We start from the raw sequence: 23,190 nt of genomic DNA, 5'->3' as shown, positions 1-23,190 counted from the left end.
CCCTTAAAAGTTGTCAGTGGAAGTGAATACGCCGACCCGAAGGCCTTCGGCAGTATAGATCTCGCGACCGTCGACGCTCACTGAGCCATCGGCGATGGCGAGGTTCAGCTTGCCCTTGAGGACGCGCTTGATCTGAATGTTGTAGGTGACTTTCTTGGCGGTCGGCAGGACCTGGCCGAAGAACTTCACTTCGCCCGAACCCAGGGCACGGCCGCGGCCCGGCAGGCCTTGCCAGCCGAGGAAGAAACCGACCAGCTGCCACATGGCGTCGAGGCCCAGGCAGCCCGGCATCACAGGGTCGCCTTCGAAATGGCAGGCGAAGAACCACAGGTCCGGGGTGATATCCAGCTCGGCGACCAATTCACCTTTGCCGTACTTGCCACCCTCTTCGCTGATATGGGTGATGCGATCCACCATCAGCATGTTCGGGGCGGGCAGTTGCGCGTTACCTGGGCCGAACAGCTCACCGCGACTGCAGCGCAGCAGGTCTTCCCGAGTAAAGGCGTTTTGTTTGGTCATGCGAGCTCCTCAATAATCCCATGCGGCAGGGTAGGGCAAATCTTCCCGTAACCGACGAAGCGTTCATGCCTCATGTCGGCAGCCTACACATAGACTATTGCGTTGTAGTGAAAGTCACAGCGTCAAGGCACTGAATGTACACTTGTTCACTGAAATTTTAAACCGGGCCTGTTTATCGGCCCGTTCGGGTGCCTAAGACTGCCGCACTTTCGCCTTTCACGCCAGTCGGAGTTGGCTGATGGCGCGGCGCTATTGCACCCAGCGCTGCAGTATTTGCTGCAAATCCGTGCGTTTGAACGGCTTCGCCAGGTAATCGTTCATTCCCGCTGCAAGGCAGGCTTCCCGGTCGCCCTGCAAGGCGTTGGCGGTCAGGGCGATGATCGGCAGGTCGGCGCAGCCCGGCAGTTGGCGGATCTGCCGCGTGGCCTCGTAGCCGTCGATCAACGGCAGGCGGCAATCCATCAGGATCGCGGTAAAAATCAGGCTCTCGGCGCTGCGGATCGCCTCGGCGCCATCGGTGGCCAGGCTCACTTCAAACCCCAGGCTACGCAGCATGGCTTCGACTACCGTGCGGTTGACCGGGTTGTCTTCCACCAGCAGCACATGCCGGCCATCGCCCGCGCCGGTTTTGCCTTCGGCGTTGGCGGCAATCGCCGGCAGGCTCTGCTGGTCGACGGCCAGCGGGATTTCCAGGGTAAATACCGAACCGCGTCCTTCTTCGCTCTGGGCGCGCAAGGTGCCGCCCATGCGTTCGGCCAGGGTGCGGGCGATGGGCAGGCCCAGGCCGGTGCCGCCGTAACGTCTTGAAATGGAACTGTCGGCTTGCTGGAACGCGTCGAACATCAATTCCAGGCGTTCGGCGGAAATACCGATGCCACTGTCGCGCACGGTGCAGGTGAACCACACCAGTTCATGGTCGAGGGTTTGCCAGTGCGGCTCGACGCTGACGGTGCCCTGCTCGGTGAATTTGAGTGCGTTGCCGATCAGGTTCACCAGGATCTGGCGGATACGCGTCGGGTCGCCCTGCACGCGCAAGGCGTCCATGCCCGGCGGAATCGGCAGCGTCAGCGCCAGCCCGCGCTGCTGGGCGCTGTGCTGGAAGGCTTGGGCGCAGCTGCTGATCAGCTCCGCCAGGTTGAACGGGATATGTTCCAGCTCCAGCGCGGCGCGTTCGATGCGCGAGAAGTCGAGGATGTCGTTGATGACCTTGAGCAAATGCTCGGTGGACTCAGAGGCCAGCGCCGCGTATTCGGTCTGCTCCTCGGTCATCTCGGTGGTTTCCAGCAATTGCAGCATGCCCAGTACGCCGTTCATCGGGGTGCGCAGTTCGTGGCTCATCATTGCCAGGAAGTCCGACTTGGCGTTGTTGGCGCGCTCGGCCTCTTCGCGGGTCTGGATCAACTGGGCCATGGCCTGCTGCTGTTCGCGGCTGGCCTGGTTGAGGCCCTCGGCGAGGTTGTTGATGTGGCGCGACAGGTCGCCCAGTTCCGAGTCATCCACGATCGGCAGCGGGGTCTTGTAGTCGCCTTGCTGGATCGCCTTCACCGCGTGGCCCATGGCGCTGATCGGCTGCGACAGGCTGGCGGCCAGGCGCCGTGCGAGCAGGAAGGTGAACAGCAGCGCGAACAGTGCCAGGATCCCGGCCTTGAACAGGATCTCCTGTTGGCGCTGGCTGAATGCATCGTTGGACATGCCGACAATCACCCGGCCCAGGTAGTCGGCGCGGGGCGCCTTGGGTTCGTTGAGGTTGTCCTGGAAAAAGTCGTTGCCCAACTGGATATGCTGCAGGCGGATCGGCGCCTGGAAGACTTTTACCGACAGCGAGCGGTCATCTTTCTCCGAGGGCTGCTCGACGTATACCAGGATGTTCTCGCTGCTGTCCTGGATTTCCAGAAAGCGCACGTGAGGCGTTGCCAGCGTGGCGCGCAGCAGGCTGTCGAGCACATCGTTGTTGCCGGAAATCACCCCGTACTCGGTGGCAGGCGCCAGTTGGTTGGCGATCAGTTGGCCGGTGTGGTCCAGTTCCTGGCGCAGGTCCTGGATACGCACGAAGGTAAAGAAGCTGATCAACAGCAACGTCAGCAACAGCGCCGGGCCCAGGGTGATGAGTTGGGTGCGGGTGTTGATATCCCAACGGCGACGCAAGGTCATGGGCGTTTTTCTCCTTCGGCCAATCGAGCGGCGACGCTGGTTTCGTCCACCTGTTCGATCCCCAGTGATCGCGCAACCTGCGGGTTGCCCACGACTTTGAAGTGTTGCGGATACAGCGTGTGCGGCCAGTTGGCCGGCGGGTGGTCAAGCAGGCCGTCGAGTACCGCCAGCCAGTCGGCCTGGTCGCTGTAAGTGCTGGCCAGGCTGCCCGCCCGCACGAATCCGGCATTGGGCCCTACCAGCGGCAATTGTTGGGCGTAACTGCTCAGCAACAGGTTCTTCGCGGTTTTCGGGTTGTACAACTGCGGGTCGTCGAGGCCAAGCAGCACGTCGCTGTTGCGAAACAGGGCTTGCAGCGGGCGGCTGTCATTAATGTTGTCCCAGCGCTGGGGTACGATTTCCAGGCCCAGCAGCGTGGCGTGCTGGCGCAGTTCGGGCAGCAGGAACTCACTGTCGGCGCCGTACAGCACGCCGACGCGCCGGGCCTGGGGCAAGATGCCGGCGATCAGGCGCAGTTGGCGCGCAAGCGGCGGGTCGCTCCATAACAGGCTGATCCGTGCGTGCTGCGTGCCGCCCAGGCGCTGATTGGCCTGCAACCGGCTGATGCGCAGCACCAGGGTCGGCGGGCCCTGGTTTTCCTGCAGGCGCCAGTCGAGGGCGGGCAGGTCCAACAGAATCAGGCGCGTGCTGGCCGGCAGTTGGCCGGGGGGCGGCAACTGGTCGAGGGGCGTGAAGGTGACGTGATCTTGCGGGCGTTGCTGGGCCAGGGCCTGGGTAAAGGTCTGCACCCCCGCACCGTCTTCTGCGGCGGTCAGCAGGATATCGGCGCTCCACGCTGGCACGGCCAGCAGCAAGCCGACCAGCAGCACAGCGCGCCGGCAGAGGGTGTAGATAAAGAACAAGGTCATCCGTGACGAGTCGCCCATGTCAGAACTCTAGCTCCGCGCTGAAGTAGAGGACGTGGCGATGATCGTAATTGTTATCGGCCCACGTGGTGGGCTGGTTATCGAGACGTTGTTGCAGCATACCGGCCAGCTCCACGTTGGCTTTGCCCACGGCAATGCGCTTGGCCACCCGCAGGTCGACCCGTTCGAAGCGATATTGGTTAAGTGCGTCATCGCCATAGTAGAACAGCGCGCTGGACCAACCATGGCCCCATTCGCGCAACCAGCCGGCGGAGCCACTGTTACGTGCAGTTTGCGCTTTGTCCAGTGGGTTGCTGGAAGTGGCATCAACATAGGCGTAGGTAAGGCGCAGGCGGTCGGCGTTGCTCACCCGCCAGTCGAACTGGGTTTCGGCACCGGTAAACCGCGAACTGTTGGCGTTGCTGGCAATGTACTGGTTGTTGCGCAGCGGCGAACTGATCATGTGGGTGATTTCGTCGTAGAACAGTTTCACGTCCATGTTCAGCCCGAAATCGGCAAAGAAACCGTTGTAGCCCAGTTCCCGTGAGCGCATCAGTTCTTTGTCGAGGTTGCCCGGGCCTCGCGTCTTGACGAAGTATTGGCCGCTGTTCTGCCCATAGGCCGGGGAGCTGAGGTTGGTGACGCGATAGCTCCAGTTGACGTTGTTCTCGAACATGTCTGGCGAGCGGATGGCCTCGGAGTACACCGCACGCAGGCCGTGGCGCGGGTTGATCAGGTAGTTGACCGCTACCCGTGGCGTCAACGAGTTGCCGCTCAGGTGCGTGTCTTCGTACATGGCGCCGCCTTGCAGCAGCCAGTGTTCGCTGGCGCGCCATTCCATCTGGCCGAACAGGCGCCAGGTGGTGTCGTCCAGGGTGCCGTTGAAGTAGGTGTCGGAGTCGGCGCGGTCGTAGCGGTAGTTCATGCCGCTGACCAGGCGCAGGCTGTCGGACAGGCTGAGGGTGTCCTGAATCTCCAGGTCGTAGCGGCTTTCGCGGGTGCTCTGGTCGATGTCGCCGCACACACTCTGGTTGGCACCGTTGCGCCACTGGTTCAACACCTGGTTGGCCAACGCTTGCTCGGCGGCGCTGCCGGGTGGAGCGCTGCCCTGGCTGTAGGTGTCCATATGCCGGGCCAGTTGTTCGGCGTAATTGGGGTTTATCTGCCACAACTGGGTCAGCTCGGGGCTGAACGAGACCTTGGCATCGCAGGCTTTCCAGATTTGCTGGCGGTCCCATTGTTGGGCCGAGCCCTGGATATACAGGCTGTGGTCAGGGTTGAAGTCGAAATTCCAACGCAGGGAGCCGGCGTAGTCCTTGGCCGTGACATCGGAATTATCGCCGCCTTCGGTAATCCCGGCGAATACCGGGGTGTAGGTGTAAGGACGCTGGTTGGTGCCTTCCTTGGCGTCAAACTGCCAGTCGAGGCTCTGCTGCGCGTTCAATGTCTGGCTGACCGCCAGGCTGAAGCGGCTGAGGCGCCGGCTGTCACGGCGGTCGGCGCCGGCGGCATCGCTGTCGAAGCCATCATCCTGTTGCCCGGACAGCGACAAGCGCAAATCGCCGGTTTCCCAGCCCACGCCCTGGCTGGCATAAAAGTCATTGATCCCGCGTTCGCCACGCACCACTTTTACCCGTGAGCCGTGGCTGTTGGCCGGCGAGCGCGTAAGAATGTTAACCACCGCCATCAGTGCATTGGCACCGTAGCTGACGGTGTTGGGGCCACGGAACACCTCGATGCGCTCGATATCTTCCATGGCGACCGGAATGTCGCTCCAGTCCACGGTGGCCAGGCCCGCGCGGTACACCGAGCGGCCGTCGATCAGCACCTGCATGCGCCGCGCATCACTGGCGCTGGTGCCGTGGTAGTTCACCGCCGCTTGGTTGCCGGTGGTGTAGCCGACCATCATGCCCGGCACCAGGCGCAGCAGTTCGCTGATGTCGCGGGCGCCGCTGGCCTTGATCAGCTCGCTGTCGATCACGGTCATGCTGCCGGGCACGGCGGCGGCCGATTGCTTGAGGCGCGTGGCGGTCAATACCTGCGGCAGCGGCTGGTTGTCGAGGAACAAGTCGTCGGCCAGCACAGGCGTACCGAACAACAGCATCAGCAACAGAGATGAACGAGGAGGAGGGCCCAAATACACGGCTCGGCCTTGATAATTACGGATAGCCGCCCATGTTAACTGAGGTGAGGCAATTTGCCAGTCGGCAGCCCTGCAATTACTTCATACACCCATGGCACTTTCCGACAAGCGTGCGAATTGACACGGGGGCTGGCCGCAAGCGGGTCGCTCCGTATAATGCGGCCATCGCCACTGGTATGGATTAACGGATTGCATATGACTGAACAGCGCCCTATTGCGGTCCTGGGAGGCGGAAGTTTTGGTACCGCCGTGGCTAACCTGCTGGCCGAGAACGGCCACTCGGTGCGTCAGTGGATGCGTGACCCCGAGCAGGCCGAGGCCATTCGGGTGCACCGGGAAAATCCGCGTTACCTCAAAGGCATCAAGATTCATCCGGCGGTCGAGCCGGTGACCGACCTGTTGGCCACCCTGACCGACTGCGACCTGTGCTTCGTCGCACTGCCGTCCAGTGCCTTGCGCTCGGTGCTGGCGCCGCACGCCGAGCGGCTGGCGGGCAAGCTGCTGGTCAGCCTGACCAAAGGTATCGAGGCGCAGACCTTCAAGCTGATGAGCGAGATCCTCGAAGAAATCGCCCCCCAGGCGCGTATTGGTGTGCTGTCCGGGCCGAACCTGGCGCGGGAAGTGGCCGAGCACGCGCTGACCGCCACCGTGGTCGCCAGTGAAGACGAAGAACTCTGCGAGCGCGTGCAGGCGGTGCTGCATGGCCGTACCTTCCGCGTGTACGCCAGCAGCGACCGCTTTGGCGTCGAGTTGGGCGGGGCGCTGAAAAACGTTTACGCGATCATCGCCGGCATGGCGGTGGCGCTGGGCATGGGCGAAAACACCAAGAGCATGCTGATCACCCGTGCCTTGGCGGAAATGACCCGCTTTGCGGTGAACCAGGTGCCAACCCGATGACCTTCCTCGGCCTGGCGGGCGTGGGTGACTTGATCGTCACCTGCTCGTCGCCCAAAAGCCGCAACTACCAAGTGGGGTTCGCCCTGGGCCAGGGCTTGAGCCTGGAAGACGCAGTGACGCGCCTGGGTGAAGTGGCGGAGGGCGTCAACACCCTCAAGGTGCTCAAGGCCAAGGCCCAGGAAGCGGGCGTGTATATGCCGTTGGTCGCCGGGCTGCACGCGATCCTGTTTGAAGGGCGCACCTTGAACCAGGTGATCGAACTGCTGATGCGGGCCGAGCCGAAAACCGATGTCGACTTTATTTCCACCAGTGGTTTCAACTGAGGAACGCGCCATGAATGATCCGAAAGCAGCCCCCAAGTACGAGTCCATCCTCCTGCGTATCCTGTGGATGCTGGTGTTTGCCCTGGTGTGGCAGGTGGCGCAGTTCCTGCTCGGCGCGCTGGTGGTGGTGCAGTTGATCTACCGCCTGGTCTACGGCGCGCCGAACCTGGGCCTGATGAACTTTGGCGACAGCCTCAGCCAGTTCCTCGCGCAGATCGGGCGTTTCGGCAGCTTCCATACCGAGCAGAAGCCCTGGCCGTTCGCCGATTGGCCTACCCCGCGTGCCCCCGAGGGCGAGGCGCCCCACAGCGTGCCACCGGCACCGCACCCGGCGCGTGATGAGGAGCCGAAGCTGTGAAACTGTGGATCTTGCGCCACGGTGAGGCACAAGGGCATGCCCGCACCGACGCCGAACGCAACCTCACCGAGCACGGCCGCGCCGAAGTGTTGCGCAGCGCGGCGCACCTGATCGGCCAGCCGCTCAGCGCGATCCTCGCCAGCCCCTATGTACGGGCGCAGCAGACCGCAGAGCTGGTACGCGAGGCGTTGGGTTTTGAAGCGCAAATCCGCACGGTGCCGTGGCTGACACCGGAGGGTAACCCGCTGCAGGTGCTGGAAAAACTCGACACCGATGACAACGTGCTGCTGGTCAGCCATCAGCCGCTGGTGGGCAGCCTGATCAGCTTCCTGCAGCACGGCCATCAGCGCCAACCGCAACCGATGTACACCGCCAGCCTGGCGGAATTGGAAGGCGACTTCCCGCTGGCGGGGCTGATGAGCCTGGTCAGTGTGAAGAATCCGTAGGCTTTATCGCGGCTTTGTGTGTGCTATATAGTCAACCGAGCAAGTGCTTGGTTGGCTATCATCGGACCACAAAGGAGCGCGTCCCATGCCCGTCGCTTTTCGTTTGCCGTTGCAGGTCTTCTTCGAACGTGAAGCGCGGCACCCGCGCAAAGCCTTTCTGGTGCAGCCCGTTGGCGGGGCAGAGGTGCAGACCCTGTCCTGGGGCGAAGTCGGCCACCAGGCCCGTTGCGCCGCGCACTGGCTGCGCGCCCGGCAACTGCCGCCCGGCTCGCACATTGCGCTGATCTCGAAAAATTGCGCGCACTGGATCATCGCCGACCTGGCGATCTGGATGGCCGGGCATGTGTCGGTGCCGCTGTACCCCAACCTCACCGCCGATTCCGTCGCCCATGTGCTGACCCATTCCGAGGCGGCGCTGGTGTTTATCGGCAAGCTCGATGACTGGCGGGCCATGGCCCCCGGCGTACCGGTGGGCGTGCCGACCATCAGCCTGCCGCTGTGCCCCACCGGCGCGTTCGATTACCGCTGGGCCGACCTGCAAGCCGGGCCGCCGATCGAAGATGACCCGCAGCCTGCCGCGTCCGACCTGGCCACCATTATCTACACCTCCGGCACCACCGGCCTGCCCAAAGGCGTGATGCACAGCTTCGGCGCGCTGGGGTTTGCGGCCACGCGGGGCACCGAATTGTTCGGCCTGGGGGAGGGCGACCGGCTGTTGTCCTACCTGCCGCTGTGCCATGTGGCCGAGCGGATGTTTGTCGAGATGGCCGCGATTTACACCGGGCAAACCGTATTTTTCGCCGAGAGCCTCGATACTTTTCTGACCGACCTGCGCCGGGCTCGGCCGACCGCGCTGTTCGGTGTGCCGCGCATCTGGACCAAATTCCAGTTGGGGGTCTACGCCAAGATCCCGGAGAAGCGCCTGGACACCCTGCTGCGCCTGCCCTTTATCGGCACGCGTGTAGGCCGCAAGGTGCTGGCCGGGCTGGGCCTGGATGCGTTGCGCATTGCCCTCTCCGGTGCGGCGCCCGTGCCGCAGGCCCTGTTGCGCTGGTACCAGCGCCTGGGCCTGGATGTGCTTGAGGTGTATGGCATGACCGAGAGCTGCGGTTACTCCCATGTGTGCCGCCCCGGCCAGCAGACCCTCGGCTGGATCGGCCTGCCATGCCCCGGGGTGGAGGTGCGTCTCGACCCCTCGGGCGAAGTACAGGTGCGCAGTGGTGCGACCATGCTCGGCTATTTCAAGGACCCGGATAAAACCGCTGAAACCCTCACCGCCGATGGCTTTCTGCGCACCGGTGACAAGGGCGAGCAGGACGCCGACGGCCGCCTGCGCCTGACCGGGCGGCTCAAGGAAATCTTCAAGACCAGCAAAGGCAAGTACGTGGCCCCGGCGCCGATTGAGAACCGCCTGGCCGAGCATGCACGCATCGAGCAGGTATGTGTGGTGGGCGACGGGCTGATAGCGCCCATGGGCTTGTGCGTGTTGTCGGCGGGCAGCCAGGACCGAAAGGCGCTGCACGCCAGCCTTGAACCTTGGCTGGAGCAGGTCAACGCGGCGCTGGATAAACATGAGCGGCTGCGGCAGTTGGTGGTGGTCAAGGACAACTGGGCGGTGGAGAACGGCTTTCTGACGCCGACCTTGAAGATCAAGCGCAATGTGATCGAGTCGACTTACGGCGCGCAGTTTCAGGCCTGGAGCGAGCGCAGCGAGGCGATTGTGTGGCAGGATTAGGGTCGTAATAAAACCAATAAGGACAATTCGCATGAGCCTGTGGCGTACCCAACCGAATATCGAGCAACTCAACGCGGCCCAGAAAAACACCATCGGTGAGCTGCTGGATATCCGCTTTGAACGTTTTGACGACGACTCCCTGACCGCCAGCATGGTGGTCGACCACCGCACCCATCAGCCCTTCGGCCTGTTGCATGGTGGCGCGTCGGTGGTATTGGCCGAGAGCGTCGGCTCCATGGCCGCCTACCTGTGCATCGACGCGAGCAAGTTCTATTGCGTGGGCCTGGAGGTGAATGCCAACCACCTGCGCGGTGTGCGCAGCGGGCGGGTGACGGCGGTGGCCAAGGCGATCCATATCGGCCGCACCACCCAGGTCTGGGACATTCGCCTGACCAGCGACGACGGCAAGGCCAATTGCGTCTCGCGCCTGACCATGGCCGTGGTGCCGCTGGGCGAGAACCCGCCGGTACGATAGATGTGGCGTGAGTGTCATCATTCCTGGCGGTTACGGTCATTGCTGTGGGCCTTGCGGCTGGCGACAATCAATCTCTGTTTTTGAAGATGGAACCGGTATGTCGCAGCAGGTGTTTTTTGCCCACGCCAATGGGTTCCCGTCGGCCACCTACGGCAAGCTGTTTGCCGCCCTGGCCCCGGAATACGCAGTAGCTCACTTGCCGCAGCACGGTCACGACTCCAGGTTTCCGGTGGACGATAACTGGCAGAACCTGGTGGACGAACTGATCCACCATCTGCAGCTGCAACCGGAGCCGGTGTGGGGCGTGGGGCACTCCCTGGGGGGCGTGCTGCACCTGCACGCGGCCATGCGTTGCCCGCAGCTGTATCGCGGGGTGGTGATGCTCGACTCGCCGGTGCTGACCCGTGCCGACCGCTGGGTGATCCGCGCCGCCAAGCGCTTTGGTTTTATCGACCGGCTGACTCCGGCCGGGCGCACCCTGGGCCGGCGTGAAGAGTTCAGCGACCTGGAGGCCGCACGCAGCTACTTTGCCGGCAAGACACTGTTTCGCGGGTTCGACCCGGAATGCTTCGATGCCTACCTGCAACATGGCCTGCACCAGGTGGGCGATCGCCTGCGCCTGCGCTTTGATCCGGCCACCGAAATCAGCATCTACCGGGGCGTGCCACACACCAGCCCCGGCCAGGTGCGCCAATTGAAAGTGCCGCTGGCGGTGGTGCGCGGTCGGCAAAGCCGGGTGGTGATGCGTCACCACGCCAGCGGCGTCGGGCGCCTGCCCATGGGCGAAATGCTCACCATGCCCGGCGGCCATATGTTCCCCCTTGAACGCCCGCAGGACACCGCGACCTTGATCAAGACCCTGTTTTCCCGCTGGCAAGCCCGTGAGCAGAGTTGCGCATGAGCACACCTGTCGAAGAAGTGCGCCTGAGCCTGCCGCACATCGAATTGGCCGCCCATCTGTTCGGCCCTGAACACGGCTTGCCGGTGATCGCCCTGCATGGCTGGCTGGACAATGCCAACAGCTTTGCGCGGCTGGCACCCAAGCTGAGCGGCTTGCGCATCGTGGCCCTGGACATGGCGGGGCATGGGCATTCGGCGCATCGTCCCGCAGGCGCGGGTTATGCCTTGTGGGATTATGTTTTTGATGTGCTGCAAGTCGCCGAACAGCTGGGCTGGAAACGTTTTGCATTACTTGGCCATTCGCTGGGCGCCATTGTCTCGCTGGTGCTGGCCGGTGCCTTGCCGGAACGGGTCACGCACCTGGGTTTGATCGACGGGGTGATACCGCCGACCGCCAGCGGTGAGAACGCCGCCGAGCGGCTGGGCATGGCCTTGCAGGCGCAATTGAGCCTGCAGCACAAGCGCAAGCCGGTCTACAGCACTCTGGATCGAGCGGTCGAGGCGCGAATGAAAGGCGTGGTGGCGGTGAGTCGCGAAGCCGCCGAACTGCTGGCCCAGCGCGGTTTGATGCCGGTGCCGGGTGGGTACACCTGGCGCACGGACAGTCGCCTGACCCTGGCCTCGCCGATGCGTCTTACAGACGAACAAGCCATGGCCTTCGTGCGACGTGTAGGGTGCCCTGCACAGCTGGTGGTTGCCGCCGACGGCATGCTGGCGAAACATCCCGAATTGCTTTCTCAGCTACCTTTTGCCGTCACCACGCTGCCAGGAGGCCATCATTTACACCTTAATGATGAGCCCGGCGCAGCTCTTGTTGCAGACTGTTTCAATCGGTTTTTCTCCACGCCTTGACTTGGCGGGGTCAACTGCCGAGGCTGGGCGGATTGAAAGGAGTCAACCATGAACCATCTCAACACCGCTGTGCGCTCCGATGGCCAGGGCTCAATCATCCGATGAGCCTACGTAAAGGATGTATCCGTGCCCTCGGGCTGTGCTGTTTCAGCCCCCTGGTATTCGCCGCCGACGTGCCGGGCAGCCAGGACCTGCCCACCGTAGCCCGTCAGGTCGACTCACAAATCGTCGATTACCGCCCCGCTGAAGAAAAAGAACGCATCTACCCCATGGGCGCGATCCGCAAGATCAGCGGCCAGCTGCGCTACGAAGGCCAGGCCACCGCACGCGGCCAAACCACGGCAATCACCTACGAGCTGCCCGCCGAACACACCTCCAGCGCAGCGTTTACTTCCACGCGTGAAGCGTTGCAGGCCCAGGGCGCGCAACTGTTGTTCTGGTGCCAGGCCCGTGATTGCGGCGAAAGCAGCCTGTGGGCCAATGAAGTGTTCGGTAACGCCAAGCTGGTGGGGGCCGATGGCCAGCAGGAATACCTGCTCCTGCGTCTGGCCGCCCCGCAGGCTAACTCCCTGGTGGCGTTGTACGGCATCACCCGGGGCAACCGCCGCGCCTATCTGCACGTAGAGCAACTGGACGCCAACGCGCCGCTGGGCGACCTGCTGCCCACCTCGGCCACGCTGTTGCGCGAGCTGAAAAGCACCGGCGAGCTGGATTTCCCGGCGCTCGGCGGCGAGCCTGACGACACCTGGCTGACCTTGATCTCCCGTGGGTTGAACCTCGACGCCACGTTGCGCGTCAGTTTGACCGGCCCGAATGCCGAGGCCTGGCGCCTGGCCCTGATCGACAAGGGCGTACGCGCCGCACGCATGGAAACCGGCGCCACTGAAACCAAAGGTCTGCACCTGCATCTGATACGCTGACCGTTACAAGGCGAACGGACCCGCGCCGTTCGCCTAAGCTCTCTTCCTACAGCCTTCTTCTAGAGAAACCCCATGCTCAATAACGATCGCCTGCTGGTGCAAATCCTGCTGCTGGTGCTGTTCGGTGCCAGCCTCTGGGTGATGGCACCGTTCTGGTCGGCGCTCTTCTGGGGCGCTGTGCTGGCCTTCGCCAGTTGGCCGTTGATGCGGTTGCTCACGCGCGCGCTGGGCGGGCGCGAATCCCTGGCCGCCGGCATCCTGACCCTGGGCTGGATGCTGCTGGTGGCGGTGCCGCTGGTATGGCTGGGCTTCAACCTGGCCGACCATGTGCGCGATGCCGTGGGGTTGATCAAGGATATCCAGGTCGATGGCCTGCCCGAGGCGCCGACCTGGCTGGGTTCGATCCCGTTTGTCGGTGAGCGGCTGGTGGCGATGTGGGACAGCATCGATCAGCAGGGTGCAGCGTTGATGGTCAGCATCAAGCCGTACCTGGGGCAGGTGGGCAACTGGTTGCTGGCGCGCAGTGCGCAGATCGGCGGGGGCATCCTCGAACTGACCCTGAGCCTGGTGTTCGTGTTCTTTTTTTACCGTGACGGGCCGCGCCTGGCGATGTTTGTGCACCGCTTGCTGGAGCGTTTGATTGGCGACCGCGCCGGTTACTACATCGAACTGGTGGCCGGTACGGTGCAGCGGGTGGTCAACGGCGTGATCGGCACCGCCGCCGCCCAAGCGTTACTGGCATTGATCGGCTTCTGGATCGCCGGGGTGCCGGGCGCGCTGGTGCTGGGCATCGTCACCTTCCTGCTCAGCCTGATCCCCATGGGGCCGCCGCTGGTGTGGATTCCGGCCACGGCCTGGCTGGCGTGGAAGGGCGACTACACCTATGCGGTATTCCTCGGGGTATGGGGTACGTTCATCATCAGCGGCGTGGACAACGTGCTCAAGCCTTACCTGATCAGCCGCGGCGGCAACCTGCCACTGGTGATTGTGCTGCTGGGGGTGTTCGGCGGGTTGATCGCCTTTGGTTTTATCGGCCTGTTTATCGGCCCGACCTTGCTGGCAGTAGCGTACAGCCTGTTGATGGATTGGAGCGCGACCCAGGCACAGGGCCGCCGGGAAGACAAAACTCTTTAAGCGCGGGGCAACCACATCACAGCGGTCAAGCCGCCGCCAGGGGTCTCTTCCAGGCTCAGGCGGCCGCCGAGGCGCTCTGCCGCTTCCTTGGAAATCGTCATGCCCAGGCCGACGCCGCCGGAGTTGCGGTTGCGTGAGGCTTCCAGCCGATAGAACGGCTCGAACACCGCTTCACGCTTGTCGGCGGCAATGCCCGGGCCATGGTCGATCACGCGAATGACCAGGGCGTCGCGGCTGTCCGTCAGCTCGATACGCGCCGTACCGGCATAGCGCAAGGCGTTGTCGATCAGGTTGTTGAGGCAGGAGCGCAAGGCCATCGGCTGCACCTGCAACGGTGCACAGGTACCGGCGAATTGCACATCGGAGCCCTGGTCCTGAGCGTTTTCGCTCATGGACTCGACCAGCGCCTGCACGTCCAGCCAATGCCGGGTTTCGCTGGTGCGCTGTTCGTGCAGGTAGCTCAGGGTGGCGTCGAGCATACCGATCATGTCATTCAGGTCCTGGCGCATCTGGCCCTGCAGTTTCGTGTCTTCGATTTGCTCCAGGCGCAGCTTGAGGCGTGACAGCGGGGTGCGCAGGTCGTGTGAGACCGCGCCGAGCATGCGCGCCCGCTGGCTGACCTGTTCGCGGATACGGCGTTGCATCAGGTTGAAGGTCGATGCCGCCTGTTTCGCCTCCCAGGGCCCGGATTCGTCGAGGGGCGGGCTGTCGAGGTCGAGGCTCAAGCGCTCGGCGGCTTCACTCAGGCGCTGGATCGGCCGGCTCAGCAGCTTGGCGCCGTACCAGGCGGCGATGATCAGCGAGATGAACTGGAACGTCAGCGGCACCACCGGGCCGCCAAACCACGGGCGTTTATGTTTGGGCAGGTGTTTCATCGTGCCATTCGGCTGCTCGATGAAGGTCTCCTCAGGCGGCGGTGGCGGTGGGCCGTAGTGGTGAAACCAGAAAAACGCCAGCGCATGGGCCAGCACAATCGCCACCAGCAACACGCCGAACAGCCGACCGAACAGCGTGTTGAAGGGGGCCCGCATCAGCCGATATCCCGGGCGTCGAACAGGTAGCCTTCGCCGCGCACGGTCTTGATCAACTGCGGCGCCTTGGGGTCATCCCCGAGTTTCTGGCGCAGGCGCGAGACCAGCAAGTCGATGCTGCGATCAAAGGCTTCAATCGAGCGACCACGGGCGGCATCCAGCAATTGCTCGCGGCTGAGCACCCGGCGCGGGCGTTCGATAAACACCCACAGCAGGCGGAACTCGGCGTTGGACAGCGGCACCACTAGCCCGTTATCCGCCACCAATTGGCGCAAGACGCTGTTGAGCCGCCAATTGTCGAAGCGGATATTGGCGCGCTGCTCGGTACGGTCATCACGCACGCGGCGCAGAATGGTCTGGATGCGCGCTACCAGCTCGCGGGGTTCGAACGGCTTGGACATATAGTCGTCGGCCCCCAGTTCCAGGCCGATAATCCGGTCGGTGGGTTCGCAGCGGGCGGTGAGCATCAGGATCGGGATGTCCGATTCGGCACGCAGCCAGCGGCACAGCGACAGGCCATCCTCGCCGGGCAGCATCAGGTCGAGCACCACCACATCATAGGTTTCGGCTTGCATGGCCAGGCGCATCGCGGCGCCGTCGGTCACGCCCGTGGCGAGAATATTGAAACGCGCCAGGTAGTCGATCAGCAGTTCGCGGATCGGCACATCGTCGTCAACGATCAGGGCGCGGGTGTTCCAGCGCTTCTCATCGGCGATCACCGCGCCTTTTTGCTCGTCATTCACGGGGACGGAAGGGGTATGCATAGTGCGATCATCTGCCTGATTGTTGCGGTCAGCATAGGCGCCCGGCCACATGGCGGGTAGTGCTGGTCGGTGGGTCGTGCGAGCGAGGCTAGCCTTGGGGCGTGTTGGGGGCATGTCGTGAATGTATCAGCTTTGACATAATTACTTGAAACGCCCGCCAAATGGCGGTTGATCAGTATTTACCGATCATCGGATCCCGCAACGGCGCCGCTTGCGCTACAATCCGCGCCGATTTCGACTTGCCTGAGAGCCCATTCCAATGTCCGTCTGCCAGACTCCTATCATCGTCGCCCTGGATTACCCCACTCGTGACGCCGCACTGAAGCTGGCTGACCAGTTGGACCCGAAGCTTTGCCGGGTCAAGGTCGGCAAGGAACTGTTCACCAGCTGCGCCGCAGAAATCGTCGGCACCCTGCGTGACAAAGGCTTCGAGGTGTTCCTCGATCTGAAATTCCACGATATCCCCAACACCACCGCCATGGCGGTCAAGGCCGCCGCCGAAATGGGCGTGTGGATGGTCAACGTGCACTGCTCCGGCGGCCTGCGCATGATGACCGCGTGCCGCGAAGTGCTGGAACAGCGCAGCGGCCCCAAGCCCTTGCTGATCGGTGTGACCGTGCTGACCAGCATGGAGCGCGAAGACCTGGCCGGCATCGGCCTGGACATCGAGCCGCAGGAGCAGGTATTGCGCCTGGCCGCCCTGGCGCAGAAAGCCGGCCTCGATGGCCTGGTGTGCTCGGCGCTGGAAGCCCAGGCCCTGAAGACCGCCCACCCGTCGCTGCAATTGGTCACCCCGGGGATTCGCCCGGCGGGCAGCGCGCAGGATGACCAGCGCCGCATCCTGACCCCGCGTCAGGCACTCGACGCCGGTTCGGACTACCTGGTGATCGGCCGCCCGATCAGCCAGGCGGCTGATCCGGCCAAGGCGTTGGCGGCAGTCGTCGCAGAAATCGCCTGACCGTCACCGATCTAAAATGTGGGAGCAGGCTTGCTCCCACATTAGGTTTTGTTGCGGGGTCAGCTGACCTTAAGCACCAACTTCCCAAAGTTTTCACCGTTGAACAGCTTCATCAACGTCTCCGGGAACGTCTCCAGCCCCTCCACGATATCTTCCTTGCTCTTGAGCTTGCCCTGCGCCATCCAGCCGCCCATTTCCTGGCCGGCGGCGGCGAAGTTGGCCGCGTGGTCCATCACCACAAAACCTTCCATGCGTGCGCGGTTGACCAGCAGTGACAAGTAGTTGGCCGGGCCTTTCACCGCTTCCTTGTTGTTGTACTGACTGATAGCACCGCAAATCACCACGCGGGCTTTGAGTGCCAGGCGGCTGAGGACCGCGTCGAGGATCTCGCCGCCGACGTTATCAAAATACACATCCACGCCCTTGGGACACTCGCGCTTGAGGGCGGCGGGCACGTCTTCGCTTTTGTAGTCGATGGCCGCGTCGAAACCCAGCTCATCCACCAGGAACTTGCACTTGTCGGCGCCGCCCGCAATGCCCACCACGCGGCACCCTTTGATCTTGGCGATCTGCCCGGCAATGCTGCCCACCGCGCCGGCTGCGCCGGAGATCACCACGGTTTCGCCGGCCTTGGGCGCACCGGTGTCGAGCAGCGCGAAGTAGGCGGTCATGCCGGTCATGCCCAGGGCGGACAGGTAGCGCGGCAGCGGCGCGAGCGTGGGGTCGACCTTGTAGAAGCCACGCGGCTCACCCAGGAAATAATCCTGCACCCCCAGCGCGCCATTCACGTAGTCGCCCACCGCGAATTTCGGGTGGTTCGAGGCAATCACTTTGCCCACCCCCAGTGCCCGCATCACCTCGCCGATACCGACCGGTGGAATGTAGGATTTGCCCTCATTCATCCAGCCACGCATGGCCGGGTCGAGGGACAGGTATTCATTGCGCACCAGTACTTGCCCGTCCTGGGGCGCGCCCACCGGTACTTCCTGGTAAGTGAAGGTGTCCCGGGTGGCCGCGCCGACCGGGCGCTTGGCGAGCAGGAATTGGCGGTTGGTCTGGGCGGTCATGGCAGCGGCTCTTATAGAAATGAACCTGAAGTGATAGACCCAGAACAGTCCGGGAGCAAGGTTCACCGAGGGCGCGAATGCTCCTCGATAGGTGTTGCTGATAGTTGGCCCGTGGGCCTTATCACTGCCACTCATGCAGCTATAACCGGCCTTTTGATAGTGCTGACGCGCCCGTGGCGGCGTTGGCTAGACTCCAGCCACCGCTATTTTCCCCATAGGACATCCCCCATGAGCATGACGTTTTCCGGCCAGGTCGCCCTGGTGACCGGCGCCGCCGCCGGTATTGGCCGCGCCACCGCGCTGGCGTTCGCCGCCGAAGGCTTGAAGGTGGTGGTAGCCGACCTGGATACGGCGGGCGGCGAGAGCACTGTTGCGCTGATCCGCCAGGCCGGTGGCGAGGCGCTGTTTGTGCGCTGCAATGTCACGCTTGAAGCGGACGTGCAGCAACTGATGGCGCAGACGATCAGCGCGTATGGCCGCCTGGATTACGCCTTCAATAACGCCGGGATCGAGATCGAGAAGGGCAAGCTGGCGGACGGCAGCCTGGATGAGTTCGACGCCATCATGGGGGTCAACGTCAAGGGCGTGTGGTTGTGCATGAAGCACCAGTTGCCGCTGCTGCTGGCGCAGGGCGGCGGGGCGATCGTCAACACCGCGTCTGTGGCGGGTTTGGGGGCAGCGCCGAAGATGAGTATTTACGCGGCCTCCAAGCATGCGGTGATCGGCCTGACCAAGTCGGCGGCGATCGAGTATGCGAAGAAGAAAATCCGCGTCAACGCCGTGTGCCCGGCAGTGATCGACACTGATATGTTCCGGCGTGCCTATGAAGCCGACCCGCGCAAAGCCGAATTTGCGGCGGCCATGCACCCGGTCGGGCGCATCGGCAAGGTCGAGGAAATCGCCAGTGCAGTGCTCTACCTGTGCAGTGATGGCGCGGCGTTTACCACCGGCCAGGCCTTGGCGGTGGACGGTGGCGCAACGGCGATCTAGGACCTCGCGTGGTCGCTCATTCGAAAAGGGAATCAGGGTATGTGGGGCATTTCCACAACTGGCAAAGTGCCTTGCCTGAATGTGTATCACTAGGTAAATAACTCAATAAAATCAATAATTTAATAAGTTTTTGCAGCCGGCAAACAGAGGCTTCTGTGCTTAACTCTTTGGGTTGAATAACAGACAGTTGAAGTGAGTGGCTCATGGATTTAGGGATCGATCGACAAGCCCTTGTACCGGTGGTGCAGCAAATCGTCAGTGCAGTGGCCGAGTGGATTCGCACAAATGGGGTCAGCCCCGGCACGCGCCTGCCGTCTATCCGTCAGTTTGCCCTCGATAATCTGCTCAGCCAGTCCAGCGTGATCGAAGCCTTTGAGCGCATGGTCGCTCAAGGCTTGCTGGCGTCCAGGCCGGGGCCGGGCTTTGTGGTGGCCCAGCCGCCGGTTTTGCACGAAGGCTATTGGTATGAGGGGGCGGAGCGCGGGTGGGGAACGTTTGCCGATAGCCCTTTGGGGGAGCTTAAGCTGGGCTGCGGTTGGCTGCCGGATGCCTGGCGCGAAAGCGATGACATCAGTTATGCGATTCGTGAGGTCGCGCGTACCGACACCGCTGGCCTGTTCAACTACAGCACGCCACTGGGGTTGCCGGCGTTGCGCGAACAATTGCTCAAGCGCCTGACCCAGGTGCATGTCGCCACCAGCCTTGATCGTATTCTCACAACGGCCGGCGCCAGCCATGCCCAGGACCTGCTCATCCGCACGCTGCTCAGGCCCGGCGACAGCGTGGTGGTCGAAACGCCGGGGTATGGCAACCTCTATCGCCAGTTGGCATTCCACGGCGTGCAGATGCTGGAGGTACCGCGCACCCGTGGCGGCCCGGACCTGGCGGCGCTGGAAACCCTGCTGCAGCGGCATCGGCCCAAGTGCCTGTTCATTCACAGCCTGTATCACAACCCCACCGGCACCAGCCTGAACCGTGCCGTGGCCGAGCGTTTGCTGGAGCTGGCAGCCGGCAGTGACTTCCTGATCATCGAGGAAGATGTCTACGGCGACTTGCAGCACGCCAGTTGCACGCGGCTTTCGGCGCTGCCCCATGCTGACCGGGTGATCTACATCGCAAGCTTTTCCAAGAGCCTGAGCAGTGCCTTGAGGGTGGGCTATCTCAGCGCCAGTGCGGCGATCATCGAGCAACTGGTCAGCCTCAAGACCTTGACCGGTTTCGGCACCTCGCGGTTTGCCGAGACGGTGGTCGCCACGCTGCTGGCCAATGGCACCTATCGCAAGTGGGTGCAGCGCCTGCGCAAGCGGCTGAGCACGCAAATGGTCGCCACCTTGCAAGTGCTGGAGGACGAAGAGTGGGAGGTATTCGCCGTGCCCGCCGGCGGCATGTTCGTGTGGGCACGGCCGGGGGTAGGCGACCCTTCGCGGTTGCAGGCGTGTGCCCGGCGGCTTGGGGTCTTGCTGTCGCCGGGGGCGTTGTTCAACCCGGGCGGCGAACACAGTGATTGGCTGCGCATCAACGTGGCTTATGCCGCTGACCAACGGGCCTTGGCGTTGTTCCGCGCCATGGGGCCCGCCAGATCGACCTCGACCATTCTGAAAACGACGGGTATGTAGCTTTTTGCCATTATTGTGGCGCCAATGTCTTGTGTTCAGGCCCTTGGGGTTGCCAATCTCGCTGCTGGGCAAACCATCTGGCATTGCAAGAGGATCCAAGTGCAATGATTTCGGGCGTGCAACGACGTTTCGCCAACCTCGGTATGGCGAAAAAACTGGGCTTGGGCTTCACCCTGGTGCTGCTGCTGACGGCTGTGGTGGCGGCGATTGGCGTGTGGTCGTTGCAAACCGTTGGCCAGCGTTTCGAGGGCCTCAAGGCCATGTCGTCGCTCAACAGTGGCTTGCTCAAGGTGCGCCTGATCGAACAGGACTACGCCCTGCACGCCGACCCCAAGGCAGTCGATGCCCTGCATGAAAGCGTCGATGCCCTGGCCGCGCTGGCGGCAAGCCTCAAGGCCCAGTCGGCCGCCAATGTGCCGGTGATGACCGATGTCGAGCAGGCCCTGGCCGCCTACCGCAAGGCGTTCGATGAGTTTGTCGAGCTGACCCAGACCAAGGACCTGGCATTGGAAATGGCCAGTTGGTCGGTGTCCAGCGTGGCGAATAACCTCGACGTGTTGCAGGCCGGGCTGGCGGACGACGGCGCCTATGGCCTCAAGGAAAGCCAGGGCAAAGAGGGCGCGGAGTTTATCGAGCAGGCGGGGCAGGTCAGTCAGGTCTCGCGCCTGATGCTGCAGGCGATGAACGAGGCGCACGTGCGGTTGGATCAGAGCCGCAAAGTGGACGCCGATGACGCCGAGCAGGGCAAGATCGAGCAGGCCGACCAGGCGCTGGCCCAGGTCGAGCAACTGAAAACATCGGTCAAGGACCCTGGCTACCAGACGGTGCTCAATGAAGTCTCCGGGCATATCGCCGCCTTCAGCGAAAAGCTCGGCGAATACACCGGCCTGTTGGCGCAGGAAACGCTGGTCTACAAACAATTGCATGACCGGGCGGGCGAGGTGGTCAGCCGGGTCAACCAGGCGTATGACGCCGAAGATCAATCGATGCAGGCGCAACTGCAGAAAAGCGCGCTGCTGATCATCGGCTCGTCGGCCCTGGCCCTGCTGGTGGGACTGATTGCGGCGTGGGTGATTACCCGGTTGATCGTCGCGCCGCTGCGCAGTGTGATCGCCGTGGCCCAGCAGATTGCCGCCGGCGATTTGAGCGGGCGGATGGAAGTCACCCGCCGTGATGAAATCGGCCAGTTGATGCAGGCCATGCAACAGATGGGCAATGGCCTGAGCCAGATGGTCAGCGGGCTGCAGGCCGGTATCGAGCAACTGGCCAGCTCGGCGCATACGCTGTCCAGCGTCACCGAGCAGACCAACGTCGAAGTCAGCAGCCAAAAGGACGAAACCGAGCAAGTGGCCACGGCCATGAACCAGATGACCGCCACCGTGCACGACGTGGCGCGCAATGCCGAACAGGCGGCGCAAGCTGCGCAGACGGCGGATGACAAGGTCGACAGCGGCCAACAGGTGGTGCGCCAGAGCCTGCAGCGCATTGAGTTGCTCGCGACCTCCAGCACCGATGCGAGTGCCAGCATCGAGAGCCTGAGTGCCGAGATCCAACATATCGGCACGGTATTGAGTGTGATCAAAAGCGTGGCCGAACAGACCAACCTGCTGGCCCTCAACGCCGCTATCGAAGCTGCGCGTGCGGGCGAGCAGGGCCGGGGCTTTGCGGTGGTGGCCGATGAAGTCCGCGCCTTGGCCAAACGTACCCAGCAGTCCACCGAGGAAATCGAGCGCCTGGTCAGCACCTTGCGCACGGCGGCCCAGTCCTCGGTGCAGCAGATCCAGCAAAGCGGCGAGTTGGTGAAACTGGCGGTCAGCGATGCACTGGAAACCGAAAGCGCCCTGGGCAGCATCGCCGCGGCGGTGTCGTTGATTCAGCAGATGAACCAGCAGATCGCCGCCGCCGCCGAAGAGCAAAGCTCGGTGGCCGAAGAAATCAATCGCAGCGTCACCAGCATCCGTGCCAGCGCCGATCAGTCGGCGTTGAGCATGCAGGGCAATGCCGCGTCGAGTATCCAGCTGGCGCAGTTGGGGGCGGAGCTTAAAGGGATGGTGGGGCACTTCCGCCTGTAATCGCCGCGTTACGCAGCGATCACAGGGGGGCAGTCAGGCGTTATTGGCGAGGAAGGTCAGCAGCGCTTCATTGACGTAATCCGGGTTTTCACGGGCGCTGATATGCCCGGCGTCCGGGATCAGGATCAGGCTGCAGCCGATCAGGTCGGCCATTTCCCGCGATTCGGCAGGCGGGCGTGGCTTGTCCTGCTCGCCGCACATCACCAGGGTGGTGTCAGCGTCCAGTTGCGGCAACTGTTCAAGCACATCCTCGCGACTGAAGATCAGCCGGCCGAGGGGCACGATGCTGCTCAGCAGGCGTTCCCGCGGGAAATCCTGCAGCGACTGGCGAAAGCCCTGGTACAGCGCGCAGTCGCGGTCGATAGTCGGGCGGAAGAAGATCGGTGCAATCACATCCAGCAACGGCTCAGGGATGGCGCCGGCGTCTTCGATCATCTTGAACAGCGAGAAATAATACTGGCGCGTGGCCTCCGGCTCGGCGCCCAGATAGGTGTCCATCAGCACCAGGCTGTTGATCCGCTCGGGGGCCAGCAAGGCCAGGCGTGCGCCCCACATGCCGCCCACCGAAAGGCCCACCAGGTTAACCTGCGCGATGTCCAGGTGGTCCAGCAGGGCCAGGGCCTGGCGTGCGAGCTCGTCAAGGGATTCGGTGCGTGCGGGCAGCGGGCCCGATTCGCCATGGCCCCACAGCTCGGGCACGATCACGCGGTACTGGTGCGACAGGGCTTCGACCTGCGGCGCCCACATGTCGCGGCTCCACAGGTAACTGGAGCCCAGCAGGACGACCGGGCCGGAGCCCTGGTCGACGTAGTGCAGCGGTTGTCCATCAATGACGGCGACAGGCATAGCGGGCCTCTGACTTCACGGAGTTAGGGGCACTTTTTTACGCTAGTCGTGGGGCGGGGGATAGGTGCAAAGTGATGGCATCTGGCGA

Annotated in this window: 20 protein-coding genes and 1 pseudogene; 13 read left to right on the top strand and 8 right to left on the bottom strand. The window is 63.2% G+C overall.

The features are described from left to right. Positions 1-3: 3 nt before the first annotated feature. The 4 genes from fabA to LRS56_16725 form a co-directional block, all read right to left on the bottom strand. The gene (gene fabA / locus LRS56_16740) at positions 4-519 is read right to left on the bottom strand and encodes a 3-hydroxyacyl-[acyl-carrier-protein] dehydratase FabA (GenBank protein ID WDU60529.1); all 516 of its coding nucleotides are present in this window, start codon (positions 517-519) and stop codon (positions 4-6) included. Positions 520-768: 249 nt separating this feature from the next. After that, a complete protein-coding gene (locus LRS56_16735; protein WDU60528.1) occupies positions 769-2,670 on the bottom strand; it encodes an ATP-binding protein in 1,902 nt (633 codons plus the stop codon). Further along, positions 2,667-3,596, bottom strand: coding sequence for an ABC transporter substrate-binding protein (locus LRS56_16730; protein ID WDU60527.1), 930 nt, complete (start codon positions 3,594-3,596; stop codon positions 2,667-2,669). Before LRS56_16730 ends, LRS56_16735 begins: the two co-directional genes overlap by 4 nt. A 1-nt stretch (position 3,597) precedes the next feature. Continuing rightward, positions 3,598-5,718 carry a TonB-dependent receptor gene (locus LRS56_16725; GenBank protein WDU60526.1) on the bottom strand — a complete coding sequence of 707 codons (2,121 nt, stop codon included), beginning with the start codon at positions 5,716-5,718 and terminating at the stop codon, positions 3,598-3,600. Between the two features lie 195 nt (positions 5,719-5,913). Between LRS56_16725 and LRS56_16720 the strand changes: the two are divergent. The 9 genes and pseudogenes from LRS56_16720 to LRS56_16680 all read left to right on the top strand — a co-directional run bounded on the left by LRS56_16720 (position 5,914) and on the right by LRS56_16680 (position 13,758). Continuing rightward, positions 5,914-6,938, top strand: a pseudogene (locus tag LRS56_16720) (NAD(P)H-dependent glycerol-3-phosphate dehydrogenase). Between the two features lie 10 nt (positions 6,939-6,948). Continuing rightward, entirely contained in the window at positions 6,949-7,296 is a 348-nt protein-coding gene (locus LRS56_16715) for a DUF4389 domain-containing protein (GenBank protein WDU60525.1), read from the top strand. Beyond that, the gene (gene sixA, locus LRS56_16710) at positions 7,293-7,742 is read left to right on the top strand and encodes a phosphohistidine phosphatase SixA (protein ID WDU60524.1); all 450 of its coding nucleotides are present in this window, start codon (positions 7,293-7,295) and stop codon (positions 7,740-7,742) included. Before LRS56_16715 ends, sixA begins: the two co-directional genes overlap by 4 nt. 85 nt (positions 7,743-7,827) lie before the next feature. After that, positions 7,828-9,477: an AMP-binding protein gene (locus LRS56_16705; protein WDU60523.1), complete on the top strand. Its 1,650-nt coding sequence runs from the start codon at positions 7,828-7,830 to the stop codon at positions 9,475-9,477. Positions 9,478-9,508: 31 nt separating this feature from the next. Further along, positions 9,509-9,952, top strand: a complete 444-nt coding sequence (locus LRS56_16700) for a hotdog fold thioesterase (GenBank protein WDU60522.1) — start codon at positions 9,509-9,511, stop codon at positions 9,950-9,952. 97 nt (positions 9,953-10,049) lie between these two features. Next, positions 10,050-10,853: an alpha/beta hydrolase gene (locus tag LRS56_16695; protein WDU60521.1), complete on the top strand. Its 804-nt coding sequence runs from the start codon at positions 10,050-10,052 to the stop codon at positions 10,851-10,853. Further along, positions 10,850-11,704, top strand: coding sequence for an alpha/beta fold hydrolase (locus LRS56_16690; protein WDU60520.1), 855 nt, complete (start codon positions 10,850-10,852; stop codon positions 11,702-11,704). The genes LRS56_16695 and LRS56_16690 overlap by 4 nt, the downstream gene beginning before the upstream one ends. Before the next feature lie 101 nt (positions 11,705-11,805). Continuing rightward, the gene (locus LRS56_16685) at positions 11,806-12,624 is read left to right on the top strand and encodes a DUF4892 domain-containing protein (protein ID WDU60519.1); all 819 of its coding nucleotides are present in this window, start codon (positions 11,806-11,808) and stop codon (positions 12,622-12,624) included. A gap of 72 nt (positions 12,625-12,696) precedes the next feature. Continuing rightward, positions 12,697-13,758 (top strand): AI-2E family transporter, encoded by a 1,062-nt coding sequence (locus tag LRS56_16680; protein ID WDU60518.1) that lies wholly within the window; start codon positions 12,697-12,699, stop codon positions 13,756-13,758. On the opposite strand, the gene LRS56_16675 is transcribed toward LRS56_16680, so the two are convergent. Beyond that, positions 13,755-14,789, bottom strand: coding sequence for a HAMP domain-containing sensor histidine kinase (locus LRS56_16675; GenBank protein ID WDU60517.1), 1,035 nt, complete (start codon positions 14,787-14,789; stop codon positions 13,755-13,757). The genes LRS56_16680 and LRS56_16675 overlap by 4 nt on opposite strands. After that, a complete protein-coding gene (locus LRS56_16670) occupies positions 14,789-15,553 on the bottom strand; it encodes a response regulator transcription factor (protein ID WDU60516.1) in 765 nt (254 codons plus the stop codon). The genes LRS56_16675 and LRS56_16670 overlap by 1 nt, the downstream gene beginning before the upstream one ends. Positions 15,554-15,812: 259 nt before the next feature. Here LRS56_16670 and pyrF point away from each other — a divergent pair, with 259 nt between their 5' ends. Further along, on the top strand, positions 15,813-16,511 hold the full coding sequence (pyrF, locus tag LRS56_16665) for an orotidine-5'-phosphate decarboxylase (protein WDU60515.1): 699 nt from the start codon (positions 15,813-15,815) through the stop codon (positions 16,509-16,511). Positions 16,512-16,570: 59 nt separating this feature from the next. On the opposite strand, the gene LRS56_16660 is transcribed toward pyrF, so the two are convergent. Continuing rightward, positions 16,571-17,578 (bottom strand): NADP-dependent oxidoreductase, encoded by a 1,008-nt coding sequence (locus LRS56_16660; GenBank protein WDU60514.1) that lies wholly within the window; start codon positions 17,576-17,578, stop codon positions 16,571-16,573. Between the two features lie 228 nt (positions 17,579-17,806). Between LRS56_16660 and LRS56_16655 the strand changes: the two genes are divergently transcribed. The 3 genes from LRS56_16655 (at position 17,807) to LRS56_16645 (ending at position 22,256) form a co-directional block, all read left to right on the top strand. Next, complete coding sequence (locus LRS56_16655) at positions 17,807-18,568, top strand: SDR family oxidoreductase (protein WDU60513.1); 762 nt, start codon at positions 17,807-17,809, stop codon at positions 18,566-18,568. Between the two features lie 203 nt (positions 18,569-18,771). Then, on the top strand, positions 18,772-20,184 hold the full coding sequence (locus LRS56_16650; GenBank protein WDU60512.1) for a PLP-dependent aminotransferase family protein: 1,413 nt from the start codon (positions 18,772-18,774) through the stop codon (positions 20,182-20,184). Between the two features lie 104 nt (positions 20,185-20,288). After that, entirely contained in the window at positions 20,289-22,256 is a 1,968-nt protein-coding gene (locus tag LRS56_16645) for a methyl-accepting chemotaxis protein (protein WDU60511.1), read from the top strand. Between the two features lie 33 nt (positions 22,257-22,289). Here the strand turns inward: LRS56_16645 and LRS56_16640 are convergent, their stop codons facing one another. After that, positions 22,290-23,102, bottom strand: coding sequence for an alpha/beta fold hydrolase (locus tag LRS56_16640; GenBank protein WDU60510.1), 813 nt, complete (start codon positions 23,100-23,102; stop codon positions 22,290-22,292). Positions 23,103-23,190: the final 88 nt, after the last annotated feature.

Origin of the sequence: Pseudomonas poae (assembly GCA_028869255.1) — a bacterium.
Classification (GTDB): domain Bacteria; phylum Pseudomonadota; class Gammaproteobacteria; order Pseudomonadales; family Pseudomonadaceae; genus Aquipseudomonas; species Aquipseudomonas poae_C.
Note: the sequence above shows the minus strand (reverse complement) of the source record. Positions and strands in the feature narration are given on the sequence as shown.